This is a genomic window from Streptomyces sp. NPDC001663 (assembly GCF_042893105.1).
Taxonomy (GTDB): domain Bacteria; phylum Actinomycetota; class Actinomycetes; order Streptomycetales; family Streptomycetaceae; genus Streptomyces.
In genome coordinates this window covers 146,343-170,642 of the sequence record NZ_JBIAUR010000001.1, presented here as the reverse complement: position 1 = coordinate 170,642, position 24,300 = coordinate 146,343, and the positions used below count along the sequence as shown (strand labels likewise).

General features: G+C 70.7%; 22 protein-coding genes. 10 read left to right on the top strand and 12 right to left on the bottom strand.

All coding sequences use genetic code 11. The features are described 5' to 3' along the window. The first annotated feature begins 10 nt into the window (after positions 1 to 10). The 4 genes from ACFY1L_RS00820 to ACFY1L_RS00805 all read left to right on the top strand — a co-directional run bounded on the left by ACFY1L_RS00820 (position 11) and on the right by ACFY1L_RS00805 (position 5,722). Complete coding sequence (locus ACFY1L_RS00820; protein WP_388816078.1) at positions 11 to 2,338, top strand: GH92 family glycosyl hydrolase; 2,328 nt, start codon at positions 11 to 13, stop codon at positions 2,336 to 2,338. 145 nt (positions 2,339 to 2,483) lie between these two features. After that, positions 2,484 to 3,818, top strand: coding sequence for a wax ester/triacylglycerol synthase family O-acyltransferase (locus ACFY1L_RS00815; protein ID WP_388816075.1), 1,335 nt, complete (start codon positions 2,484 to 2,486; stop codon positions 3,816 to 3,818). A 103-nt stretch (positions 3,819 to 3,921) separates the two neighbouring features. Further along, the gene (locus tag ACFY1L_RS00810) at positions 3,922 to 5,415 is read left to right on the top strand and encodes an SDR family NAD(P)-dependent oxidoreductase (RefSeq protein WP_388816072.1); all 1,494 of its coding nucleotides are present in this window, start codon (positions 3,922 to 3,924) and stop codon (positions 5,413 to 5,415) included. A gap of 73 nt (positions 5,416 to 5,488) precedes the next feature. Then, complete coding sequence (locus ACFY1L_RS00805; protein WP_388816069.1) at positions 5,489 to 5,722, top strand: hypothetical protein; 234 nt, start codon at positions 5,489 to 5,491, stop codon at positions 5,720 to 5,722. Positions 5,723 to 5,742: 20 nt separating this feature from the next. Here ACFY1L_RS00805 and ACFY1L_RS00800 read toward each other — a convergent pair whose 3' ends face one another. From ACFY1L_RS00800 to ACFY1L_RS00790, 3 genes are all read right to left on the bottom strand, one after another. Continuing rightward, positions 5,743 to 6,555: an SDR family oxidoreductase gene (locus tag ACFY1L_RS00800; protein WP_388816067.1), complete on the bottom strand. Its 813-nt coding sequence runs from the start codon at positions 6,553 to 6,555 to the stop codon at positions 5,743 to 5,745. Between the two features lie 25 nt (positions 6,556 to 6,580). Next, positions 6,581 to 6,976: a hypothetical protein gene (locus ACFY1L_RS00795; protein ID WP_361258342.1), complete on the bottom strand. Its 396-nt coding sequence runs from the start codon at positions 6,974 to 6,976 to the stop codon at positions 6,581 to 6,583. A gap of 120 nt (positions 6,977 to 7,096) precedes the next feature. Further along, complete coding sequence (locus ACFY1L_RS00790) at positions 7,097 to 8,224, bottom strand: ABC transporter ATP-binding protein (protein ID WP_388816064.1); 1,128 nt, start codon at positions 8,222 to 8,224, stop codon at positions 7,097 to 7,099. 400 nt (positions 8,225 to 8,624) lie between these two features. On the opposite strand from ACFY1L_RS00790, the gene ACFY1L_RS00785 reads away from it, so the two are divergent. Further along, positions 8,625 to 8,798 (top strand): hypothetical protein, encoded by a 174-nt coding sequence (locus tag ACFY1L_RS00785; RefSeq protein ID WP_388816061.1) that lies wholly within the window; start codon positions 8,625 to 8,627, stop codon positions 8,796 to 8,798. A gap of 213 nt (positions 8,799 to 9,011) precedes the next feature. Next, positions 9,012 to 10,472: a DUF4157 domain-containing protein gene (locus ACFY1L_RS00780; protein ID WP_388816058.1), complete on the top strand. Its 1,461-nt coding sequence runs from the start codon at positions 9,012 to 9,014 to the stop codon at positions 10,470 to 10,472. A gap of 53 nt (positions 10,473 to 10,525) precedes the next feature. On the opposite strand, the gene ACFY1L_RS00775 is transcribed toward ACFY1L_RS00780, so the two are convergent. The 3 genes from ACFY1L_RS00775 to ACFY1L_RS00765 all read right to left on the bottom strand — a co-directional run bounded on the left by ACFY1L_RS00775 (position 10,526) and on the right by ACFY1L_RS00765 (position 13,342). Next, positions 10,526 to 11,167, bottom strand: a complete 642-nt coding sequence (locus ACFY1L_RS00775) for a LysE family translocator (protein ID WP_388818832.1) — start codon at positions 11,165 to 11,167, stop codon at positions 10,526 to 10,528. Between the two features lie 84 nt (positions 11,168 to 11,251). Next, positions 11,252 to 11,923, bottom strand: a complete 672-nt coding sequence (locus ACFY1L_RS00770; protein ID WP_388816055.1) for a hypothetical protein — start codon at positions 11,921 to 11,923, stop codon at positions 11,252 to 11,254. Between the two features lie 57 nt (positions 11,924 to 11,980). Further along, positions 11,981 to 13,342 (bottom strand): amidase, encoded by a 1,362-nt coding sequence (locus ACFY1L_RS00765; protein ID WP_388816052.1) that lies wholly within the window; start codon positions 13,340 to 13,342, stop codon positions 11,981 to 11,983. Between the two features lie 260 nt (positions 13,343 to 13,602). Here ACFY1L_RS00765 and ACFY1L_RS00760 point away from each other — a divergent pair, with 260 nt between their 5' ends. From ACFY1L_RS00760 to ACFY1L_RS00750, 3 genes are read left to right on the top strand one after another with little or no spacing between them, the layout of a single operon-like run. Beyond that, positions 13,603 to 15,963, top strand: a complete 2,361-nt coding sequence (locus tag ACFY1L_RS00760; RefSeq protein ID WP_388816049.1) for an alpha-L-fucosidase — start codon at positions 13,603 to 13,605, stop codon at positions 15,961 to 15,963. Further along, positions 15,956 to 17,803: a family 20 glycosylhydrolase gene (locus ACFY1L_RS00755; RefSeq protein ID WP_388816046.1), complete on the top strand. Its 1,848-nt coding sequence runs from the start codon at positions 15,956 to 15,958 to the stop codon at positions 17,801 to 17,803. Before ACFY1L_RS00760 ends, ACFY1L_RS00755 begins: the two co-directional genes overlap by 8 nt. A 19-nt stretch (positions 17,804 to 17,822) precedes the next feature. Beyond that, positions 17,823 to 19,364: an alpha-L-fucosidase gene (locus tag ACFY1L_RS00750; RefSeq protein ID WP_388816043.1), complete on the top strand. Its 1,542-nt coding sequence runs from the start codon at positions 17,823 to 17,825 to the stop codon at positions 19,362 to 19,364. Between the two features lie 60 nt (positions 19,365 to 19,424). Here the strand turns inward: ACFY1L_RS00750 and ACFY1L_RS00745 are convergent, their stop codons facing one another. From ACFY1L_RS00745 to ACFY1L_RS00725, 5 genes are all read right to left on the bottom strand, one after another. Next, on the bottom strand, positions 19,425 to 20,045 hold the full coding sequence (locus tag ACFY1L_RS00745) for a hypothetical protein (RefSeq protein WP_388816041.1): 621 nt from the start codon (positions 20,043 to 20,045) through the stop codon (positions 19,425 to 19,427). Positions 20,046 to 20,128: 83 nt separating this feature from the next. Continuing rightward, positions 20,129 to 20,737: a DedA family protein gene (locus tag ACFY1L_RS00740; protein ID WP_388816038.1), complete on the bottom strand. Its 609-nt coding sequence runs from the start codon at positions 20,735 to 20,737 to the stop codon at positions 20,129 to 20,131. 55 nt (positions 20,738 to 20,792) lie between these two features. Further along, complete coding sequence (locus ACFY1L_RS00735) at positions 20,793 to 21,308, bottom strand: MaoC family dehydratase (RefSeq protein ID WP_388816035.1); 516 nt, start codon at positions 21,306 to 21,308, stop codon at positions 20,793 to 20,795. 52 nt (positions 21,309 to 21,360) lie between these two features. After that, positions 21,361 to 22,269: a helix-turn-helix domain-containing protein gene (locus tag ACFY1L_RS00730; protein ID WP_388816032.1), complete on the bottom strand. Its 909-nt coding sequence runs from the start codon at positions 22,267 to 22,269 to the stop codon at positions 21,361 to 21,363. A gap of 168 nt (positions 22,270 to 22,437) precedes the next feature. Beyond that, positions 22,438 to 22,680, bottom strand: coding sequence for a DUF397 domain-containing protein (locus ACFY1L_RS00725; protein WP_388816029.1), 243 nt, complete (start codon positions 22,678 to 22,680; stop codon positions 22,438 to 22,440). A 227-nt stretch (positions 22,681 to 22,907) separates the two neighbouring features. On the opposite strand from ACFY1L_RS00725, the gene ACFY1L_RS00720 reads away from it, so the two are divergent. Beyond that, positions 22,908 to 23,456 (top strand): ATP-binding protein, encoded by a 549-nt coding sequence (locus ACFY1L_RS00720; protein ID WP_388816026.1) that lies wholly within the window; start codon positions 22,908 to 22,910, stop codon positions 23,454 to 23,456. 21 nt (positions 23,457 to 23,477) lie between these two features. Here ACFY1L_RS00720 and ACFY1L_RS00715 read toward each other — a convergent pair whose 3' ends face one another. Further along, positions 23,478 to 24,281, bottom strand: coding sequence for an SAM-dependent methyltransferase (locus ACFY1L_RS00715; RefSeq protein WP_388816023.1), 804 nt, complete (start codon positions 24,279 to 24,281; stop codon positions 23,478 to 23,480). Positions 24,282 to 24,300: the final 19 nt, after the last annotated feature.

The window sequence follows — 24,300 nt, the reverse complement described above, 5'->3', positions numbered from 1 at the left end:
GACTCCCGACATGAGATGGACCCGGCGCCTGCGCCTGTGCACGGCGGGGGTGGTGGCGGCGTCCGCGCTGCTGGCCGCTCCCGCCGCCCGGGCCGCCGAGCCGACCGACCGTCAACTCACCGATCTGGTCAACCCGTTCATCGGCACCGAGAACGAGGGCAACACCTATCCCGGCGCCGCCGTGCCCTTCGGCATGGTGCAGCTCTCGCCGGACACCGGCCACAACACCGGCTACGACTACTCCCAGAACCACATCCGAGGGTTCTCCCTCGTCCATCTGTCCGGCGTCGGCTGCGGCCTCGGCGGCGATCTGCCCGTGCTGCCGACCACCGGTGACGTCACACAGACGGACTACGCCAAGTACGCCGCCGAGTTCAGTCACGACGACGAGGCCGCGAGCCCGGGCTACTATCGGGTCGGCCTGAAGACCGGCATCGAGGCCGAGCTGACGGCGACCGCGCGCACCGGCGTGCAGCGCTACACCTTCCCGGCCACCGACAAGGCCAACGTCCTCCTCAACGCGGCCCAGTCGCTGCACACCACGGTCTCCACCAAGGTCGAGATCCTCGACAGCCGCACCGTGCGCACCGCCATCACCGGCCGCGGCTTCTGCCAGGACACCAAGCCGTACACCGTCTACACGATCACCCGCTTCGACCGTCCGTTCACCGCATACGGCACCTGGGACGGCTCGACCGTGACCGCGGGTTCGAAGAGCGGGGCCGGCGGCGCGTACGTCCGCTTCGACACCACCAAGGACCGCACGGTCGAGGCGACCACGGCCCTGTCCTACGTCGACGCGCACGGCGCGGCGGTCAACCTCCGTGCGGAGGGCGGCCGTTCCTTCGACGCCGTACAGAACCAGGCGCAGCAGGCGTGGGAGGACCGGCTCGACGACGTCCGTGCACAGGGCGGCAGCGACAGTCTGCGGCGGACCTTCTACTCGTCCCTGTACCGGTCCTTCCTCGCGCCGAACATCGGCAGCGACGCGGACGGCCGCTACACCGGCTGGGACCAGAGGATCCACCGGACCGACGGCTTCACCTACTACCAGAACTGGTCCCTGTGGGACACCTACCGCACCCAGTCCCAGCTCCTGTCGCTGCTCGCGCCGCGCGAGGCGCGGGACATGGCAATCTCGGTGATCAAGATCTCCGAGGAGAGCGGCTGGCTGCCCAAGTGGGGCTACGGCACGGTCGAGACCAACATCATGACCGGCGACCCGGTCACGCCGTTCCTGACCAACGCCTACCAGCAGGGGCTGCTCAAGGGGGCCGGAGGATACGCCGAGCGGGCGTACCGGGCGCTGAAGCAGAACGCCGACGGGGTGCCGCCCGCCGACTCGCCCGCGGTGGGCCGGGAGGCCAACAAGGAGTACGTCGCGGAAGGCTTCGCGCCGTACGTCAAGGGCCGCCCGCATGTGAAGCCGGGCGACTCGGACTACGACCACGGGGCCTCGGCGACCCTGGAGTACGCCCTGTCGGACGCGATGCTCGCCCAGATGGCGCGCGACCTCGGCCACGACGCCGACGCCGCGCGCTATGCCGCCCGCGCCCAGAGCTACCGCACGGTCTTCGACCCCTCGACGGGCTTCTTCCGCGCCCGCGACGCCTCCGGCGCCTTCACCGGACCGGCCGACCCGGCGCAGAGCGAGGGCTTCCACGAGGGCACGTCCTGGCAGTACCAGTGGCTGGTGCCGCAGGACCTGCCCGGCATGGTCGGCCTGATCGGCGGCGAGCAGGCCGCGAACAGCCGGCTGGACTCGTTCTTCGCCTACGACCAGCTGCTGGCCGACCCGGCGAAGACGGCCCGCGAGGTGTGGGTTAACGGGCCGTACGAGTACTACAACGCCGACAAGTACAACCCGCAGAACGAGCCCGACCTCATCGCCCCGTACACCTATCTGTCGACCGGGCAGCCGTGGAAGACGACCGACGTCGTGCACGCGGCGCTGACCCTCTTCACGGACGCGCCGACCGGCATGACCGGCAACGACGACCTCGGCACCATGTCCGCCTGGAACGTGCTGTCGTCGATCGGGATCTTCCCGGTACAGCCCGGCTACGACACCTGGGGCCTGTCCACGCCGGTCTTCGACCGGGTCGACCTGACGCTGGACCGCCGCTACTACCCGCGCGGCGCCCTGACGATCACCGCGCCCGGCACGTCCGCCACCGACCGGTACATCCAGTCGGCCCGCACGGACGGGACGGCGTACGAGCGGACGTATCTGACGACCGGCGCGCTGCGCTCCCTGCGCGCGCTCGCCTTCACGGTCGGCCCGCGCCCGTCTGAGTGGGGTACATCACCCGAGGCGGCGCCGCCCGCACTGAAGTGACCACTTACGTCCCATGAGTCCCGCCCCTCTCCGGAGGGGCGGGACTTAATCTGCTGTTAACTGTGCGTAGCTTGATCGTACTTGACCGTAATCGCGTGAGGGAGGTTGACTGCATGTTCACCCTTCGACGACGCGAGGCAAGCCATTGACTTCTGACCTGCTCGCTCCTCTCGACCTGGCGTTCTGGAACATCGAGTCCGCCGAACACCCCATGCACCTGGGTGCGATCGGAGTCTTCTCGGCCCACTCGCCCACCGCCGGCGCCCACGCCGCCGACCTGCTGGCCGCCCGCGCCGCGGCCGTGCCCGGACTGCGGATGCGCATCCGGGACGTGTGGCAGCCGTCGCCCCTGCGCCCGCTGTCCTTCGGCAGCGCCGCCCGCGAGGTGGACCCGGACTTCGACCCGCTCCACCACGTGCGGCTGCACGCCCCCACCGCGGACTTCCACGCGGAGGCGGGCCGGCTCATGGAGCGCCCGCTGGAGCGCGGCCGGCCGCCGTGGGAGGCCCATGTGCTGCCGGGGGAGGACGGCGTCTCCTTCGCCGTGCTGTTCAAGTTCCACCACGCCCTGGCCGACGGGCTGCGCGCGCTGACCCTCGCCGCCGCCATCCTGGACCCGATGGACCTGCCGGAGCGCAAGCCCCGCCCCGAGGAGCCCAAGCGCGGCCTGCTGCCCGATGTGCGCAAGCTGCCGGCCCTGGTCCGGGGCGCCGTGTCCGACGTGGGCCGGGCCCTCGACATCGGCGCCTCCCTGGCCGTGTCCAGCCTGGGCGTGCGCTCCTCCTCGGCGTTCACCGCCGAGGCCACCGGCACCCGCCGCACCGCCGGCGTCGTCATCGACCTGGACGACGTGCACCGCATCCGCAAGTCCGAGGGCGGCACCGTCAACGACGTCCTGATCGCGGTGGTCGCGGGCGCCCTGCGCCGCTGGCTGGACGAGCGCGGCGACGGCAGCGAGGGCGTCCGGCCGCGCGCCCTGATCCCCGTCTCCAAGCGCCGCCCGCGCACCGCCACCCCACAGGGCAACCGGCTCTCCGGCTACCTGATACGGCTTCCCGTCGACGACCCCGACCCGCTCGGCCGGCTCGACACGGTCCGCAGCGCCATGGACCGCAACAAGGACGCCGGCCCCAACCGTGGCGCGGGCGCCGTCGCCCTGCTCGCCGACCATGTGCCCGCGCTCGGCCACCGGCTCGGCGGACCGCTGGTCAGCCAGGCCGCCCGGCTCTGGTTCGACATCCTGGTCACCAGCGTGCCGCTGCCCAGCCTCGGCCTGAAGCTCGGCGGCAACCCGGTCACGGAGGTCTACCCGCTCGCCCCGCTGGCCCGCGGCCAGGCGCTGGCGGTGGCCGTCTCGACGTACCGCGGACACGTCCACTACGGCCTCGTCGCGGACGCCGAGGCCGTGCCGGACCTGGACCGGCTGGCCGCCGCCCTGACCGCGGAGGTCGCGGCCCTCACCGCAGCCTGCGGCGGCTGACCTCCCGGATTTTGGAGGACAGGCCCGGCGCTCCGTACAATTCCCCGTTCGAAAGCGGACGCGGTCGGAGCGCCGCGCGGGTGATCAGGGAAGCGGCAGCGCGATGACGGTGACAGAGGAAGGCTCGGCGACCACGGACGAGGTCGTGTACGGGCCCGGCATCGACCCGGAGCGGCTGGCCGTCTGCCTCGGCGTGCTCGAGGAGCTCGACAAGCTGGAGGTCGACCACCCCGACGCGATCGCCGTGCGCCGGGCCACCGCCGGCATCTACCGCACCGTAAAGCAGCGCCGCCGCCAGGAGCGCCGGGCCGCCAAGACCGCCCACGACAAGGCGGTCACGGAGGCCACGGCGACCGGCTCCGCCCAGCGCATCGACGACGAGACCGAGGGCATCCTCCCGTCGTCGATCACCGAGGAGGGCAGGATCGCGGGGATACTCCAGCGCCCCCGCTCCTGCTACACCTGCAAGACCCGGTACGTGGAAGTCGACTACTTCTACCACCAGCTCTGTCCGGACTGCGCCGCCCTGAACCGGGACAAGCGTGACGTCCGCGCCGACCTCACCGGCAAGCGCGCCCTGCTCACCGGCGGACGCGCCAAGATCGGCATGTACATCGCGCTGCGGCTACTGCGCGACGGCGCGCACACGACGATCACCACGCGCTTCCCCAAGGACGCCATCCGCCGCTTCAAGGCGATGGACGACTCCGCGGACTGGATCCATCGCCTGGAGGTCGTCGGCATCGACCTGCGCGACCCGGCCCAGGCCGTGGCCCTCGCCGACCAGGTCGCCGAGGCGGGCCCGCTGGACATCCTGATCAACAACGCGACGCAGACCGTACGCCGGCTGCCCTCCGCCTACGCCGCCCTCGTCGACGGCGAGAGCGCCCCGCTGCCCGCCGGTGAGCTGCCCGCCCACCACGTCATCGGCGCCTTCGGCTCCGGCGCCGTCGACGGTCTGGCCGCGCTGCCCGTCGGGATCTCCGGCCTCGACGCCCAGCAGGTCGCCGACCTCGCCCTGGTCGCCGGCAACGCCAGCGTCGCCCGGCACCTCGACGGCACCGCCATCGACGCGGGCGGCCTGGTCCCCGACGTCGTCGACTCCAACACCTGGGTGCAGACCATCGAGCAGATCTCCCCGGTGGAGCTCCTCGAGACCCAGCTGTGCAACTACACGGCGCCGTTCATCCTGATCAGCAAGCTCCGCCCGGCCATGGCCGACGCCGCCAGGAAGGCGGCCAGCGGGCGTGCGTACGTCGTGAACGTCTCCGCGATGGAGGGCGTCTTCGGCCGCGGCTACAAGGGTGCGGGCCACCCCAACACCAACGCCGCCAAGGCCGCCATGAACATGGTCACGCGGACCAGCGCCCAGGAGATGCTCCAGACCGACGGCATCCTCATGACCTCCGTCGACACCGGCTGGATCACCGACGAGCGCCCCCACTACGACAAGCTGCGCCTGGCCGAGGAGGGTTTCCACGCCCCGCTCGACCTGGTCGACGGGGCCGCACGGGTCTACGATCCAATTGTGCGCGGCGAGCAGGGCGAGGACCTGTACGGCGTCTTCCTGAAGGACTACGCGCCCGGCAAGTGGTGATCCACCTGCGTGACGTGTCGCCCGACGACCGTCGGGAACCCGGCCTCCGACGAGTACCGCGCCAGGAGGGGTCATGGGCACTCCACACAGCATTGATCCGCGCGCATTCGGCGATCCACGCAACCATTACCCGACGGACGAGCAGTTCTACGCGAGCGACCGCCCGGACGACGCCTCGCTGCCGGAGGACCGGCCCCGCGGCGGCTCCAGCCACGATCCGTACAAACACCCCTGGACCTGGGGCACCATCGCGCTGGTCGTGTTCGCCGTCCTGATCGTCCTCATGGGGATAGCGCTGTTCCCCTGAGGGCACCGCAACCGCCGTCACTAGCGAGGTGGTGCGTATGAGCGAAGACGGTCGTCGACGGCGTACCCCGGCCCGGGGTACGCCGTCCTGACCCGCGTCCCGCCGTCGACCAGCAGGTCCGCGCCGGTGATCCACTCCGCCGCGTCCGAGGCCAGCCACACCACGGCCCGCGCGACGTCCTGAGGCTCCCCGATCCGGCCGAGCGGCAGCCCGGCCGCCAGCTCCTGCTCGCCCGGCTCCCACACGAACCGGGCCATCTCGGTGCGCACGAGACCGGGGGACACGGAGTTGACCCGCACCTTCGGCGCCAGCTCCCCGGCGAGCTGCCGCGTCAGGTGCAGCAGGGCCGCCTTGCTCGTGCCGTACGCCCCGACCTTGGGCCCCACGTGCTCCGCGCCCTCGGTGCAGATGTTGACGACCGACCCGCCGTGCTCCCGCATCCAGGCCCGCCACGCCAACTGCACGAGCCGCAGCGGTGCCTCGACGTTCACCGCGAACGCCTGCCCCCACGCCCGCGGTTCGACCTCCATGAGCGGTCCGTACGGCTGGTTCGTCGCCGCGTTGTTCACCACGACGTCGATCCGGCCGAACTCGCGCAGGGCGACCTCGACGACCTCCCGCAGATGCCCCGGCTCTGCGACGCTGCCGCTCACACCGACACCGCCCAGCTCGGCAGCCGTACGCCGCACCTCGTCGGCGTCCCGTGCGGTCACGCACACCCGCGCCCCGGCCGCGGTCAGCTGCGCGGCGACCGCGCGACCGATGCCGCGGGTGCCGCCGGTCACGACGGCGACCCTGCCCTGCAGCGCGTTCTGTGCATACGACGACGTCATCGCCGTACCGTCTCATGACGGATCGTCAGTCGACAGCCCCGAGACGGGAGTTGCGGGCGGCGACGAGTTCCAGGACCGTGCGCCAGTCCTCCAGGACCCCGGCGTCGAACCCGGCGGTACGGCTCTCCTCGTCCGCCATCCGCAGGCGCACCAGGTCGTCGTCGCCGGCGGGGCCGTGGTGGCGTACGAGACGGTAGACGCGCTCGCCGAGCAGAGGGCGTACCGCTTCGGCGGCGTGCTCGGCCCGGCGGGTCTCGTCGCCGGGGCACAGCAGCTGCCCTATGCCGTGCACCAGCCCCGCCACCTGGAGCTCCTTGTCGGCGGGGCGGCGCCGGCGCAGCAGCGCGGCGGTCCGCAGCGCATGTTGATGTCGGCAGGCGTACAGCAGATCCATCAGCTCTTCGACACTGCGCAGCTCCATGCGTCAGTCCTCCCGCCGGACAAGCCGTTGCCGTCCGCCAGCAGATCATGGCCGCCTTGCGATTCGGCGAACGGGACTTGAACTGCGTGGCCAATTCGGTGCGCTGCGTGAGGGCGTGCCTCAGCGCACCGGTGATGCGTCCGCCGCCTCGGGAAGCCGCATTCCGGTCACGGCCGAGAAGCAGTGCAGGGCGTCCGGGCGGATCGCCACCCGCAGCGACGCCCCCTTGCCGTGCGTGGGCCGTCCCGGAAGCCGTACGACGAGGTCGGTGAAGCCCTCGCCGGACCGGGCCGTCGTGTGGAGGTATACGACAGCGCCGGTGTCCTCGACCGTCTCGACCTCGAGGTCGAGCCCTGGAGTCTCCCGGTCCTCGGCCGAGAGGAACTCGAACTGCTCGGGCCGGACGCCGAGTACGACCTCGTCGGCGCCCTCGGCCCCGGCCGCGCGCAGCGTGCCGCGGGGCAGCGGCACGGTCAGGGCGCCGAGCCGGGCACCCTCCGCGGACAGCGGAAGCCTCAGCAGGTTCATCGGCGGAGAGCCGATGAAACCGCCGACGAACGTGTTGGCCGGATGCGCGAACACATCCCTCGGCCTGCCCACCTGCTGCAGCACCCCGTCGTTGAGCACGGCGAGCCGGTCGCCCATGGCCATTGCCTCGACCTGGTCGTGGGTGACGTACACCGTGGTGATGCCGAGATGGCTCTGCAGCCGGACGATCTGCGCACGGGTCTCCGCCCGCAACGGGGCGTCGAGATTGGAGAGCGGCTCGTCCATCAGATAGACCCGCGGATCCCTGACGAGCGCCCGCCCCGTCGCGACCCGCTGCCGCTCGCCGCCCGCGAGCGAGTCGGGCCTGCGGCCGAGGTACTGCTCGATGTCCAGGACGGCGGCGGCGTACTCGACCCGTTGCCGGGCGCGGCGCCTGGGCATGCGGGCGATCTTCAGGGCGAAGCCGATGTTGTCGGCAGCCGACAAATGCGGGTAGAGGGCGTAGTCCTGGAACACCATCGCGACGTCGCGGTCCCGCGGCGGAAGATGGGTGACGTCCCGGACACCGATGAGGATGGAACCGGAGTCGACCTCGTCGAGTCCGGCCAGCATGCGCAGACAGGTCGACTTTCCACAGCCGGAAGGACCCAGCAGAACCATGAACTCGCCGTCCTCGATCTCGAGGTCCAGCGCGTCGACGACCGGCCTGGCCATCGACGGGAAGCGGCGGGTGACCTTGTCGAAGGTGACGGACGCCATGACCTCCCCCCTCCCGGGCACGCCCCTCCGAACCGGGGGACATGTCCCTGCAACCCAGGATGGAACGGGTGTTGCCATTACGGCAGACCTCTACGCCGAACGGGTGACAGGGAGGAGGGGGAAAACCGGGCGAATCAAGACAGTAACCTCAAGTTTTCAGCCCCATAGAGCGGCTGCCCGCTCATTTGGTTAATCTGGAGCGGACGGACAGTACCACCGGGTCCCACCCACACCCACGTCCGTCCCGGGACAAGCCGGTTCACAGCGGCCTGCTCTCACACGAGTTACCGGCGCCACCGCGTCCGAACAGCTTTCGACTCACACCTGAGCGGGCGTCAGGCGCCGGACCGCAGACTGACCGGCACGCCCCGAGGGTGACCCGACACATAAGGAGTGCGCGGTGACACCGGAGAAGACGAATCGCGAACAGCGCCCCAAGGAACGCACGGAGCGCCCCGGCCGACGGTCGGACGAACTCGGCAGCCTGGACGTCTGGGCCCACGCGGCCCCCATCCGTCTGGCCGGCTACGAGGACGACCTCGCCGAGCCCCACATCCTGCCCAGCGTCGACTGACAGTCCCGCGGGACGGACCTCTCGCGATCGCCGACACCGCATCGTCGCCGCCGGCGAGACCTACGCACGGGACCGGGCCCGCCTCCGAGGAGGCGGGCCCGGTCCCTGTGGTTGCCCGTAGGGGCCGGAACTCTGCCCCCTGGTACATGGCGACTCGTCGTACGGCTCGGGTATACCGGCAGGGCATGCACCCCGGCGCCGGAAGGAACCGCCTTGTACGACCACGCGAGCAGCCGAGCTGCCGACCGGCCGGACGCCGCGAAGGCCCGCAGGTCCGGGGCGCGGGCGGTCGCGCCGCCCGAGGCCCTGCTCGCCCTCCAGCGCGTGGTCGGGAACGCGGCCGTGGTCCAGATGGTGCGCCAGGGGGGTCCCGCCCGGGCGCAGGACCGGCACCGGCACGGACCCGGCTGCGGTCACGCCGAGGAGCAGCCGCCGGTGCAGCGCTCCGCGGTGCACGACGTCCTGCGCAGCAGCGGGCGGCCGCTCGACGCGCAGAGCCGCAGCGACATGGAGGCACGGTTCGGGGCCGACTTCTCCGATGTACGCGTCCACACCGACGCCGCGGCCAAGGCCTCCGCCGCCGAGGTCGGCGCCAGGGCCTACACCTCGGGCAGCCACATCGTCGCCGGTGCCTCCGGCATCGACCGGCACACCCTCGCCCACGAGTTGACCCACGTCCTGCAGCAGCGCAAGGGGCCCGTGGCCGGCACCGACCGGGGCGACGGGCTGCGCGTCAGCGACCCGTCGGACAGGTTCGAGCGCGAGGCGGAGGCCACGGCGCGGCGCGTGCTGAGCGGCGGTCCGGCGTCGGCGGGCTCCGCGGCCGCCGGTGCACACTCCGCGGAGACGGCGGCGGGCCCCGGGCAGTCGAGCCACATCCAGCGCGTCGAGCACCCGGGCAAGATCGACGCCGAGGTCCAGAGGATCTTCGCCCAGCTCGAGGGCGGCATCGACGACTACCTGGCGCACTACGACAAGTGGTCATCGGGCAACTACAAGTGGATCGCGATGAACGCCGACCTCGCCGACACGATCGAGGCCATCGACGCCTATCTGGGCGAGCCCGCCGGGCGCGGCAAGGCCGAGCTCGGCACCGCCCTCGAGGACGGCATCCGCGCAGACCTCCAGGACACGTCGTCACAGACGATGACGGACACCGCGTCGGCGGCGGGCAGGGCGAAGCGCAAGCTCGTCCTCGGCCGCGCCCACGACACCGGGGACTGGGCCGACTACCAGAAGGGCAAGGCCGAGGGCGGTGACAGGCTCCCGCTGGGCGATCGGCTGGGGCGGCGGCTGAACACCGGCAAGTGGTCCGTGCCCGTCAACTACGCGTTCATGGACGGCGGCATCCAGGAACGCGCGGTCTTCAAGATCCTCACCAGCCTGGGACCGCGGATCGAAGGCATGCTGCTCGGCGGACAACTCACCACGGCCAATTTCTGGGACGAGGTCGAGAAGCTGGGTTCCAGCGCGCTCTGGGACAACAACAAGACGGCCGACGAGGGAGGTCCGCAGGCGATGCTGGGCCACGAGCTCGTCCAACTCCTCGGCGCCGGCTACAAGTTCTACGGCCGGGACAGCAAGTACGCCAAGGGCGCCAGGCTGGTCGCGGTCCACCCGGACAAGCCGGCGGTCGACCCGCAGGACAAGACCAGGCCGCTCACCATCCCGTAGGACCCGTCGGGTTGCCCTCCCGGGGCAACCCGACCGGCCCTCGGGTCCGCCGTTCAGTCCTTGCGCCCCGTCACCGCCACCGTCACGCCCAGGCCGATCATGGTCAGGCCTCCCACCCCGCCGACCAGGGAGAGGCGGCGCGGGGAGCGGGCGAACCAGTCGCGGGCGGTGGAGGCGGCCAGGCCCCAGATGCTGTCGCAGGTGACGGCGATGGCGTTGAAGATCAGGCCGAGCAGCAGCATCTGCAGCGTGACGTGGCCCGCGCCGGGGTCGACGAACTGGGGGAGTACGGCCGCGAAGAACACGATGGTCTTGGGGTTGGTCACACCGACGGCGAAGCCTTCCCAGAACGTGCGCAGGCCGCCGCGCGGTACACCGGCGTCATCCGTGAACGCGGCCCGCAGCGAACCGCGGTGCCGCCACGCCTTGATGCCGAGATACACCAGGTAGGCGGCGCCGGCCAGCTTCAGCGCGGTGAAGACCAGCACCGAGCGCTCCACGACGGAGCCGATCCCGACCGCCACGGCCAGGACGAGCACATAGGCGCCGAGCGTGTTCCCCACGACGGTGGTCAGCGCGGCACGGCGCCCCTGCGCGAGCGCCCGCCCGATGACGAACAGCACGCTGGGGCCGGGGATCACGATCAGCAGGAACGACAGCGCCGCGAAGGCGAGCAGACGGTCGGCGGACATCATGCGATCCATGCAAGCACGGGGAGGGGCCGGTCTTCAGCCCTATTTCCCCGGAGGGCATCACCGGTTGATCCGCACCCGGAGGAGCTAGGCCTCCGCCTCGCCCGTGGACGCCGGTCGCGCGATGCGACGGGCCAGGGGCAGGGCCGCCGCGCCGAGGGCGAAGCCGTAGACCGAGACCAGGCCGTGGCCGTTGTCCTGGGCCAGCCACATCGCCAGGCCGGCCGCGGGCACGCACAGCGCCAGCAGGCGCTGCCTGGTGTCGTTGGTGGTCAGCAGGAGGGCCGATGCGAGGGTGGCCGCGAGGAAGTACGTCGCGCCGGAGCTGCCGGCGAAGTTGCGCGGGTCGGTGCTGCGGGAGGTCTCGCCGAACAGGGCGTCGATGTGCTCGGGCAGCAGGATGCCGGCGGCGAACAGCACCAGCATCAGCGGGCCGCGCCAGAACCACTGCGCGAGCGCGGCCATGGCCGCGAGCGTGACGATGTTCCACACGGCGCCGAAGAAGCCGCCGTTCTGCATGAAGACCGACGTCACCACCCGCCACCAGCCGCTTCTGCGCGGGTCGCTGTCGAGGGCGTCCATCGCCCCCGACCAGCTGTGCTGGAGCACCACCCCGCCGACCGCCACCGCCGTGACGCCGACGGCCGCCCACGGGATCGGGCGCCGGCGGAGGGTGTCCTCACCGACAAGCGTCAGACCGCACTTGAACATCAGCACCATCAGCGCCGCGGTCGTCAGGTTGAACACGATGGCGCCCACGCGGATCAGTTCCCCCGTCGAGAGATCGTGGTTGCAGGTCGCTGAGCACCATAGCCGCTAGTCGAGCGGCGCCGTCCGCTGCCACGGGTGCAGCCTCTCCAGTTGCTCCGCCACCTCCAGCAGGATCGCCTCCGAGCCGGGTCGGCCCACCAGTTGGACGGCGGCGGGGGCGCCGGAGGGGAGGGTGCCGAAGGGGACGGACATCGCCGGCCAGCCGGTCAGGTTCCACGGCGGGGTCAGCGGCGAGTAGTTGGTGTTGACGAGGACGTTGGCCAGCCAGCCGCGCTCGTGCCAGGCCACCGACTTGGGGGAGCGGCGGGCCAGCGCCGGGGTCAGCAGGACGTCGTACTCCTCGAAGAAGGGCTCCATACGGCGGCGCAGTCGCTCCCGGCTGTCGCCGGTGCGGACGCTGTTGACGAAGCGGCGGCCGACGGCCGCGTGCACCCGGGAGCGCCGGGTCAGCAGGCGCGGGTCCAGGCTCTGGGCGTCCACCGCCGTGCCCGCCGTCCAGTGCGCGAGGGACGTCGTGCTCAGCGAGAGGGGATACGGCGGGTCGGCGCGCCGTACCTGGTGACCGGCCTTGATCAGGACGCCGGCCGCGTCACGGGCCGCGGTCGTGTACGGCCCGCTGATCGTGACGCCGACGAGGGGGCTGCGCAGCGACACCGCGATCTTCCGCATGGCGGGTGTCTCCGGCCGTACCGCCTCGGTGTCTGTGTCTGTGTCCTGGTCCGCGAGGACCGACAGCATCAGGCGCGCGTCCTCGACCGTCGTGGCGAGCGGGCCGTTCTCCGACATGCCGAACCAGTCGCCCTCGCCGATGCCCGCGGGGACGACCCCATGGCCGGGCTTGATGGTGACCAGCCCGCAGTTGGCGGCGGGGATGCGCAGCGAGCCCATGCCGTCGTTGCCGAGGGCGATCGGCACCAGTCCGGCGGCGACCGCGGCCGCGCTGCCGCCCGAGGAACCGCCTGCCGTGCGGGTCAGGTCCCACGGGTTGCGGGCGGTGCCGAGCACGCCCTCGGTGGTGCCGAAGATGCACAGCTCGGGCACGTTCGTCAGCCCCACGACCACTGCGCCCGCCGCCCGCAGCCGGGCCACCGTCACGTGGTCCTCGTCGGCGGGCGTGTCCGGCGTCGCGGCGGAGCCCACCCGGGTCGACTCGCCGCGCACGGCGAGGTTGTCCTTGACGGCCACCGGCACACCGGCGAGCGGAAGTTCGGCCAAGTCCCCGCGGGAGGCCACCTCGTCGGCCTCGGCGAGCGCCGCCTCCGCCCGTACGACCCGGAACGCTCCGACACGTCCGTCCAGCCGCTCGATCCGCTCCAGGTGCTCGGCCACCACTTCACGGGGGGTGGCCCGCTTCTCGCGTACGGCGGCGGCGATCTCGGCGGCGGTCCGGCCGACCCAGCTGGTCACGGGCGCTCCTCGGGGTGCGGTACGTGGCACTACTCATGAGTACGTAGAGCACTCTGCCCCGCCGCGGGCCCCGCGTCGAGGGCACCCCCTCTTGGACATTCGAGCAGCTCTTATTGGACTTTTCGCGGGACGTGCGGAGGGCGCCGTTCCTTGACCCGCAGGTCATCCGATCAATGCCTCAACTCCAGCCCATTCACACCCCATTGACAGGTCCCTGAGCCCGCCCAATGATCAGACCTCCGATGAATTGGGAGCCGCTCATGAGTGTGAGTCCCTATCCAAGACGTCAGGTCCTTTCTGCCGCGGCCGGAGCCGCCGCCGCGGCCGCCCTGCCCCTCACCGCCACGACCCAGGCGCACGCCGCCGAACCGGTCGACGACCGGCCCGGATCATCTCCGTGGGTGCCCGTCCCGGACCCGGTCCCCGTCCCGCTCGACGGCCTCTACGACAACGACGGCATCGACACCGCCTCCGCCCGCGGCGGCGACTTCGACGGCTCCGGCTACACGTTCCCGGGCGAGGAACTCCCCGCCGGCCGCGTCGAGGTCGACGGCATCCCCTTCCTCTTCCCGGCCGCCCCCCAGGGCGCCAGGAACAACCTCGTCGCCCTCGGCCAACGCGTCGAACTGCCCAGGGGCGCCTACCTGTCGGCCGTCTTCCTCACCGCCGGCAGCTACGGCAACGCCTCAGGCAAGGCCACCGTCCACTACGCCGACGGCTCGACCAGCACCGCCGGACTGAGCGGCGCCGACTGGTACTCGGCGGGCGGCTCGCTCTCGGCGCCGTACCGCTACAAGCCGGACGGCACCAAGGACCAGCACGGCGTCGGGATCGGCACCTCGGAGGTGTGGACCGACCCGCGGCGCGAGGCGGTCGCCATCACCCTGCCGGTCACCAACCCGGCCGAGGCCGGCAAGGCTTCCCTGCACGTCTTCGCGCTGTCCCTCCAGCCCGTCGCCCAGGGACGGGCGTTGGCGCTGCGCGACGCGCACTCCACGATCTCGCTGCTGGACCGCACGGGCGCCCAGAGCGTCGAGGCCACCGTCGTCAACGCGGGCACCGTCGCGATCCTGGCCGCCGACGAGGTGTCCGTACGCGTCGAAGTCCCCGGCGCACGCACCGTCGACCCCGCCCGTGTACGCCGCCTCGACCCCGGCGAGCAGGCACGCGTCCGCGTCGGCATCCGCAATCGCGCGGGCACCGCACCCGGCACCGCACGGGACGGCTCGGTGACGCTCACCGGACGAGGCACCCAAGTCGCCGCCAGCCACGGCAAGTTGACGCTCGGCACCGCCGACTACCAGCCCACCGAGGCCGCCCTCGCCGGCCACCAGGCGCCGTACTGGTTCAACGGTGCCAAGTTCGGCATCTTCATCCACTGGGGCGTCTACGCGGTGCCCGCCTGGGCGCCGGTCGGCAAGCAGTACGCCGAGTGGTACTGGGACCAGATGCAGGACCCGAACAACCCGACGTACGCCCACCACCGGGACACCTACGGCGAGGACTTCGCCTACGACGACTTCATCCCGCGCTTCACCGCGGAGAAGTTCGACCCGCGCGCCTGGGTCGAGCTGTTCCGGGACGCCGGCGCCCAGTACCACGTGCTGACCTCCAAGCATCATGAGGGCTTCGCCCTGTGGGACACCAAGGTCTCCGACCGCAACGCCGTGAAGCTGGGCCCCAAGCGGGACTTGCTCAAGGAGCTGTTCGAGGCGTCCCGGCGCTACACCCCCGAACTCCACCGCGGCCTGTACTTCTCGATGCCGGAGTGGTTCAACCCCGACAACCCCTGGATGGGCCACGCCCCACGCAACCCGTACACCCTCGAACCGGTCCCGTACACCGGATACACCTCCGGCAAGGACTATGTGAGGGACTACCAGGCCCCGCAGATGCTGGAGCTGATCCACGGCTACGACCCGGAGATCATCTGGTGCGACATCGGCGGCGTGAACGACAGCCTCCACGTCCTCGCCGAGTACTTCAACCACGCCAAGAACCGGGCCCGTCCGATCGACGTGACGGTCAACAACCGTTCGGGCATCGCCTTCCACGACTTCACGACACCCGAGTACACGACGTACGAGAACACGGTCGTCGCCAAGTGGGAGTCCAGCCGCGGCCTCGATCCCTTCAGCTACGGCTACAACAGCGCGACCCCGGACGACGCCTACATGACCGCCGAGGAGGTCGTGCACAGCCTCGTCGACATCGTCTCCAAGAACGGCAACTTCCTGCTCGACATCGGCCCGCGCGCCGACGGCACCATCCCGCAGATCATGCAGACCCGGCTGCGGGAGACCGGTGCCTGGCTCGAGGTCAACGGTGAGGCGATCTACAACACGACGTACTGGTCGCGCATGGCCCAGCTCGGCGACGATCTGCGGTTCACGGTCCGGCCCGACAAGGCCTTCTACATCCACTCCCTGACCCGGCCGGGCGCGAAGCTCACCGTCGAGGCTCCGGTGCCGATCCGGACCGGCGACAAGGTGACGATGCTCGGCCACGACCGGCCCCTGACCTGGACGGTCAACAAGGGAGCACTGGTGATCGACGTACCCGAGACAGCCCGTAGAGCGGGACAGCACGTGTGGGTGTTCAAGGTGGAGTGGCATGGGTGAGTTCAGAAAGAGAGCGCTGCGGCTGCTCGGCGTGGCGGCGGCGCTGACCCTGCTCGTGGCGCCGACGTCGGCGGTCGCGCAGGAGACGCAGAAGGCACCGGTCACGGTGCCGGCACTGACCAACTGGTCGGCAGAGCAAGGCAGTTATGAGTACGGCCGCGGTGCCAGGCTGGTCGCCGACAGTCCGGCCGAGCGCCGGGTCGCCGACACCCTCGCCGACGACCTGCGCGAGGCGGGCCACGGCACCGTCCCCGTTGTCCGCAGCGGCGCCCGCACCGGCGACATCGTGATCGACGTCCAGGCGTCCCGGACCTCGCTGGGCGCCGAGGGTTACGAACTCCACGCCGGCAAGCGGCTGTCGGTGACCGGCGCCACCGAGACCGGTGCCTTCTACGGCACCCGTACCGTCCTCCAACTCCTCGCGCAGGGCGACCGGATCCCCGCCGGACGGACGGTCGACGTGCCGCGCTACAAGGAACGCGGCGTCGGCGTGTGCGCCTGCTACATCCACATCTCGCTGCCCTGGCTGGAGAACCTGGTCCGTGAGATGGCGTACAACAAGCTCAACCAGCTGCTCGTCGAGCTGAAGGTGAAGAGCGACGCCCACCCCGAGGCCAACACCTGGGGCTACTACACCAAGGACGAGATACGGCAGCTCGTCGCGCTCGGCGACAAGTACCACGTCGAGATCATCCCCGAGATCAACTCCCCGGGCCACATGGACCCGTGGATCGAGAACCGCCCCGACCTGCAGCTGACCGACTCCGACGGCAACAAGCAGCCCGCCCGGCTCGACGTCACCCAGCAGGCCGCCTTCGACTACTACACCAGCCTGATGGACGAGTACGCGCAGGTCTTCACCGCGAAGTCCTGGCACATGGGCGCCGACGAGTACATGCTCGGCTCCGACTACTCCAAGTACCCGCAGATGCTCAAGTACGCCCAGGAGAAGTACGGTTCGGGCGCCACTCCGCAGGACGCCTACATCGACTTCATCAACCGGGTGCAGGCCTACGCGGCGGGCAAGGGCAAGAAGCTGCGCATCTGGAACGACGGCCTGACCGGTGCCAACACCGTGCCGGTGACGGCGGGCACGACCGTCGAGCACTGGCTGAACGTGACGGTGAAACCCAGCCAACTCGTCGCGCAGGGCTACCCGTTGATGAACGCCGCCTACTCGCTCTACCTCGTCCGCGGCGGCTTCCACTCCGACACCGGGTCCCTGTACGACCAGAGCTGGGACCCGCGCAGCTTCGAGGGCGAGAAGCTGACGTCCAGCAAGGGCATCACCGGGGCGAAGATCAGCCTCTGGCCGGACAACGGGCGTGGCGAGACCGAGAACGAGGTCGCCGTCGAACTCTGGCCCGCGCTGCGGCACATCGCGCAGGCCACCTGGGGCGACCCCCATCCCGACGCCACCTACGCCGAGTTCACGGCGCGCGGCACGGCCGTGGGGCACGCACCCGGGTGGCGGGACCTCACCCGGCTGCCGGTGGCGGAGGGGGCGTACACCTTCCAGGCGGGCGACCGTTCGTTCCAGGCCGGGGTGCAGCGCACGGCGGACGGTTACGCGACCGTACGGTCCGCGAACGGCTGCCTCGAGGTCCGCGGCGGCAAGCTCACGCTCAACGTGCCGCTCCAGCCGGGCGTCGAGGCGACCTGGGAGACCTGCGACGCCCAGAACACCCTGCAGCGCTGGGAGTTGCAGCCCGCCGGCGGCGGCTACCGGCTCGTCAACACCATCACGCAGATGGCGGTGAGCCCGGCCGACGACGGCCGGCTCCTGCAGTACCCGCCCGACCAGCACACGCCCGCCGTGTGGCACCTGACCGCTTCCTGATGTGAGGAGTTGACCTCGCATGGCCCTCTCGAGACGCCTCTTCGTCACCTCGGCCGCAGTGGTCGCCGCCACCGGCCTGCCCGCGCTGCCCGCGTCGGCCGCCCCGCCGCCCGCCGAGTCCCGCTACCGCATCCCCGTCAACCCCGACGACACACCCGACGAGCTGGTCCGCAAGGCCTCCCAAGTCCGGCCCACCGCACGGCAGATCGCCTGGCAGCAGCTCGGGCAGACGGCCTTCCTGCACTTCGGCGTCAACACCTTTACCGGCCTCGAATGGGGCACCGGCGACGAGGACCCGAACGTCTTCCAGCCCACCGGCCTGAACACCGACCAGTGGGCCCAGGCACTGCTCGACGGTGGCTTCAAGCTCGCCATCCTGACCGTCAAGCACCACGACGGCTTCGTCCTCTACCCCTCCCGCTACACCGACCACACGGTCGCGTCGAGCAGTTGGCGGAGCGGCCACGGGGACGTGCTGCGCTCCTTCGCGGACTCCATGCGCCGGTACGGCCTCAAGGTCGGCGTCTACATCTCGCCCGCCGACGAGAACCAGTACCTGCACGGCGTGTACGCCAACGGCAGCGCCCGCTCCACGCGGACCATCCCGACACTCGTCGACGGCGACGACCGCTCTCCGGAGCGCTTCTACACGCTGGACGGCACCGACTACGGCGCCCACATGCTCAACACCCTCTACGAGGTGCTCACCGAGTACGGCCCGGTCGACGAGGTCTGGTTCGACGGCGCCCAGGGCCGCATCCCGCCGGGCAAGGTCGAGGACTACGACTGGGACAGCTGGTACATGCTGGTCAGATCGCTGGCCCCGGACGCGGCGATCGCCGTGACCGGCCCGGACCTGCGCTGGGTCGGCAACGAGGCCGGGACCGCGCGGGAGAACGAGTGGAGCGTCATCCCGGTCAAGGAGAACCAGTACGGCCGTACGGACTGGGCGTTGTCGTACGACACCCCCGACGAGGGCAGCCGCACCGCGCTCGTCGCCGCGCAGCCGAACACCGACTACCTGCAGTGGTGGCCCGCCGAGTGCGACGTGTCGATCCACGACGGCTGGTTCTACCACCCCGACCAACTCCCCAAGAGCGTCGACGACTTGATCGACATCTACTTCGGCTCGGTGGGCCGCAACTCGGTCCTGCTGCTCAATGTCCCGCCGGACACCGACGGTCTGCTCGCGGACCGGGACGTGGCACGGCTGCGCGAGTTCCGGGAACGCGTCGAACGGGAGCTGCCCGCGGACCTCACCCGGGGCGCGCGCGTCACCGACTCCTCCGGAGTGCGCACCGTCGACCTCGGTGCGGCACGCGAGGTGGACCGGATCCGGCTCGCGGAGGACATCCGGCAGGGGCAACAGGTCGAGAGTTTCGTGGTCGAGGCCGTCGTCGACGGCACCTGGACACAGGTCGCGACGGCGGGCACGATCGGCGCGAGCCGCATCCTGCTGCTGGACGCGCCGGTACGGGCCCGGCGCTGGCGGCTGCGGGTCACGGCGGCCCGGGCTGCCGTACATCTCGCGGAGTTCGGGCTGTATCGCTCACAAGTCTGAGGGGGAGCCGAGCGGGGCGGTCACCAGGGCGTCGGCGACCTGGTGACCGCTCTTCGGGAGTCATGCCGCGGCGGGCGCCTCGGTGCGCGGCCGACGGGCGAGGAATACGGCGGCGGCGATGATCCAGAGCCCGGAGGCGAGGAACGCGAAGAAGCCGGCGAACGGAATGAACATCAGCACCCCGAGGACGATTCCGGCCCAGCCGAGCCAGCGCGGCAAAGGATTTCCGCTACGTGCCGTGTTCAGGCCGGCGGCGAGCAGCATGATGGCTATTCCGCCGACAAAGGGAACGAAGAAATCATTGCTGATGGCATTCATGGCCTGAAAGGCCTCGCCGCCGACCCGCCGTTTGTCGCTGGCGTCGATCAGGGCGAGCGCGATACTCGCCGCGGCCCAGAAGCCGGCGGCCGACAAGATCCCGCCGGCAAAGGAGACTTGGGGCAGCCAGCCGTGCGGGTCGGATTCCGAGAGGTGGTGCCGGAGGCTTCCGGCGAAGAAGACCAGCAGTGCTCCTGCCAGGATCAGCAAATACAGGGCCGTTGCCTGGCTTGCGTCGTGCTGGTGGTAGTAGAGTTTGATCTTCGGACCGGAATCCCCGATGTCCGGTGACGAGCCACCCACCCCGAAAGCGATCACAATCAGAACCACGGCAACAATGCCGGTAAATGGTCCGAGACGCATCGGAATCCTCCGATCCGGAAATTCGGCTACCTCTGTTTAGGTTTCCACGCAACTTGGGGCCCTGCAACCCGCCCGGAATGCGGTCATGAGTGCCGCCGACGGTGTCGCCGTATTTGCCACACCACGAGGGCCACGACCACGAGTCCGGCCGCCACCAGCGCGACGGTCCGGCCGACCACGCTCTCGGCGCGCTCGTAGGCGGCTCCCGCGGCGTAGCCCACGAGGGCGTTGCCGACGCCCCAGATGACACCGCCGAGCGCGTTGTAGAGGAGGAAGCGGCGGTAGGGCATCTCCGAGGCGCCCGCCAGCGCCGGGACGAGGGAGCGGACGAAGGCGACGAAGCGGCCGAGGAAGACCGCCGCCGGGCCGCGCCGGCGGATCAGCTCGCGTGCCCTGGTCACGCGCTCGGCGCGGCGGCGCAGCGGGGGGCGCTCGAGGAGCGGCGGTCCGAGGCGCCGGCCGATCTCGTAACCGACGCTGTCCCCGGCGATCGCCGCGAGGACGACGGCGAGCGTCAGCCAGGCCAGGTCGACGGTGCCCTGCCGGGCCAGGACGCCGCCGACGATCACCGCGGTCTCGCCCGGCAGCAGGAACCCGAAGAACAGCGCGTCCTCGGCGAAGACCAGAGCCACGACCACGACGTAGACCACGGGCCCGGACAGATCGGCGAGCCAGTGGGTGAGAGCGCTCATCCGCCGGCTCCCTTCCCAGCCGGCTACGAGTACCCCGCTCAGACGGTTACCCCGCTCAGACGGTCTCCTCCGCGGGCGTCCGGCGCAGCAGGAAGTTCACCGCGGTCATGGTCAGGACCGGCTCGCCGTGCTGGTTGAGGACCTCGATCCCGGTGTGCACGACCCCGCGGTCCGGCTTGGAGCGCGAGACGCGGGCCTCACGCACGGTGGTGCGCAGGGACAGGCTGTCACCGGGCCGGACAGGCTTGACCCAGCGCAGCTCGTCGATGCCGGGGGACGCCAGGCCGCCCACCTTGCTGATGTAGTGGTCGGCGTACAGCCGCATCATCACGGCGCAGGTGTGCCAGCCACTGGCGATCAGGCCCTGGTGGGGGCCGCGCAGCGCCGCCTGCGGGTCGGTGTGGATGGCCTGCGGGTCGAACTCGCCGGCGAACCGGAGGATGTCCTCCTCGGTCATGGTGATGCTGCCGTAGACGTAGACCGCGCCCGGCACGTAGTCCTCGAAGTACCGGTCGTCGATGGGCACCGCGAAGTCGGTGTCGCTCAGCGTGGTGGTGGTCGGTGCTGTCATCCGCGGCACGATAGCCGCCGGAGCGGCGTGTGCGGCGAAGCGATTCTGCGGCTCAGGTCTCCTTGAGGACCTGTTCCAGGAAGGTCACCGAGTCCGCCGCCGGGGTGGCCACCAGGCTCAGGCGGTCCATGACCGCGAGGTAGTGGTCGACCTCCTCGGGCTTGTCCAGGTACAGGGCGCTGGAGAGCTGCTCGAGATAGACGATGTCGGGCAGATCGGGCACGGGGAAGCGCAGCACGGTGACCGGACCGCCGGCCGCCGCGTGGCCGCCGACGTGGAAGGGCAGCACCTGCAGCGTGACGTTCGGCAGCGCCGCCGCCTCGATGAGGTGCCGCAGCTGCGCGCGCATCACGTCGACGCCGCCGAGCGGACGGCGCAGCGCCGCCTCGTCGACGACGACCCACAGCTTCGGTGGGTCGGGCTTGGCGAGCAACTCCTGCCGGGTCATGCGGAGTTCGACGCGGCGCCCGATCGCGTCCGGGGAGGTGATCGGGTGGCCGAGCCGGATGACGGCCTCGGCGTACGCGGGGGTCTGCAACAGGCCCGGGATGAACTGGACTTCGTAGGTGCGGATGAGGGAGGCGGCCTCCTCGAGACCCAGGTGCTGCTCGAACCAGCTCGGGAAGGCGTCGCCGTACGCACGCCACCAGCCGGGTTCGTTGGCCCGCCGCACCGAGTCCAGGAACTCCTGGCGAATGTCCGGGTCCTGGACGCCGTACAGCGTGAGCAGGTCGGCGATGTCGCGCTCCTTGAAGCCGACGCGGCCCAGTTCCATGCGGCAGAGCTTGGCGTCGGAGGCGCGTATCGTCGAAGCGGCCGCGTCCCGGCTGATGTTGAGGGATTCGCGCAGGCGGCGCAGCCGCGTGCCCAGCACGATGCGCTGGACGGTCGGGCCGCCGCGCCTGAGGCTCAGGACGTCGGAACCGGAGGGGACGGGTTCTGGTCGAGCTGTCGCAGTCATGTTCATCCCCTCGGCCGCCGCACCGGCTCCGCCCGTCCCGGCCTCTGCAATGTCATTGGGACTCAACCAAGGAGAGTAGCACCCAGGCGTCGTACGGCTGCGTTGCGTGAAGTGGCCGGAAGGCGACGGCCCTTGACCGCGCCTTCCGGCCGTCCGCGGTGTGTGACCTCAGCGGCCGGGGAGTAGGCCGTCGAAGTCGCCGTCCTTCACACCGCGGACGAAGGCGGAGATCTCGGCACCGGTGTAGACGAGCGCCGGACCTTCGGGGTGACGGGAGTTGCGCACGGCGACACTGCCGTCCGGAAGTGCGGCGAGCTCGACGCAGTTGCCTTCGGGGTTGCTGTGATGGCTCTTGCGCCAGACCGCTCCTCTCAGCTGGCTGGCCGGTGTGCCGTTGCTCACGTGCTGCATCTGAACCCTCTTCGAGACGGAGTCGCGGGCGGCCGTGCAATTGCATCCTCAATTGCATCCACGCGTGGTGAGCGGGACGATAGCGGTCGGGCATGCCGCTCGCAAGATCGTCTGCAATTGCAGCGGTAATTGCCGATGCACTTGCGCCCGGACTGCCGGACGGAGCACGATACTTCGCACAGGTGTAGCGCTCGGTAGTTCTCTCCGCAGGGGTCCCAGGGGTCGCGATGTCCGCAGAGCAAGTCGCACAACCGGCCAACCCCCTGCGGATCGAGGCGACTTGGGAGTGGCTGTGCCAGGCGGTGGAGCGCCTGGGCAGACCCGAGCCCGGCTACGGCGTCCCGCTCACTCCCGTCGCGCGGGACGGCCACGGCCCGGCCCAGTGCTCCGTCCTCGTGGTACCGCCGATCCCTCAATCCGCCCATCTGGCCCGCGACTTCGCGAGAACGACACTGCTCGAACTGGCCGCGGCCGAGCGGATCGACGACGTGGCGGTCACCGTCTCGGAACTGCTGAGCAACGCCCTGCGCTACGGCCGGGCAGCGGACGGCGAAGGGGAGTTGCAGCCGTCGCTCTGGCTGGCGTTCTGGGAGCAGCTGTCCTGCGCGGTGTGCGCGGTCACGGACGAGAGCGACCGGGTCCCCGTGGCCGTAGAGGCGGACGAGCTTGCGGAGTCGGGGCGGGGACTGCAGATCGTGTCGGTGCTGAGTGACATGTGGGGCTGGAACCCCCGCGCCGGTGGCGGAAAGGTGGTCTGGGCCCTGTTCCGGCTGTGACGCGGGGGCTTCGGATCCTGCTCAGCCCTTGCGGCCGATGCCGCAGATCGCGTCCACCTCGGAGGGGGAGCGGCCCACGTCGACCGGCTCGGGGTGCCACTTCGAAGTGGGGACGATGCCGGGCTCGACGACCTCCAGACCCTCGAAGAAGGCCGCGATCCGGTCGGGTCCGCGCAGGTGGTAGGAGCTGGCTGAGTTGGCGTTGTAGACGGAAATCGCCTGGTTGAGCGCCTCGTTGGTGTCGGTGCCGTCGCTCAGGGCGAGGTAACTGCCCGGCGGCAGCGCGTCGAGGAAACGGCCCACGACGGCTTCGGGCTCGTCGGAGTCGGGGATCTGGCCCAGGATGCCGAGCATGGTCAGCGCGATCGGCTTGCTGAAGTCCAGTGTCCTGGTGGCCTCTTCGAGGATCCGTTCGGGATCGCGCACATCGGCGTCGAGGTAGGCGCAGGCCCCCTCGGGGGTGCTCGTGAGCAGCGCCTGGGCGTGCACCAGCACCAGGGGGTCGTTGTCGACGTACACGATGCGGCTGTCGGGGGCGATCCGCTGCGCGACCTCGTGGGTGTTGTCGACGGTGGGCAGTCCGGTGCCGACGTCGAGGAACTGACGGATGCCCGCCTCGGCGGCGAGATAACGCACGGCCCGTACCAGGAAACGGCGTTGCAGCCGGGCGAGCAGGGCGATGTCCGGGAACATCTGCAGGATCATCTCGCCTGCCTGGCGGTCGGCGGCGTAGTTGTCCTTGCCGCCGAGCAGGAAGTTCCACACACGAGCCGAATGCGGCCGGTCCAGCTGGAGCCGGTCGGCCAGCGGGTCTTCGGAGGTCATGGGCAAAGCTTCACATGAA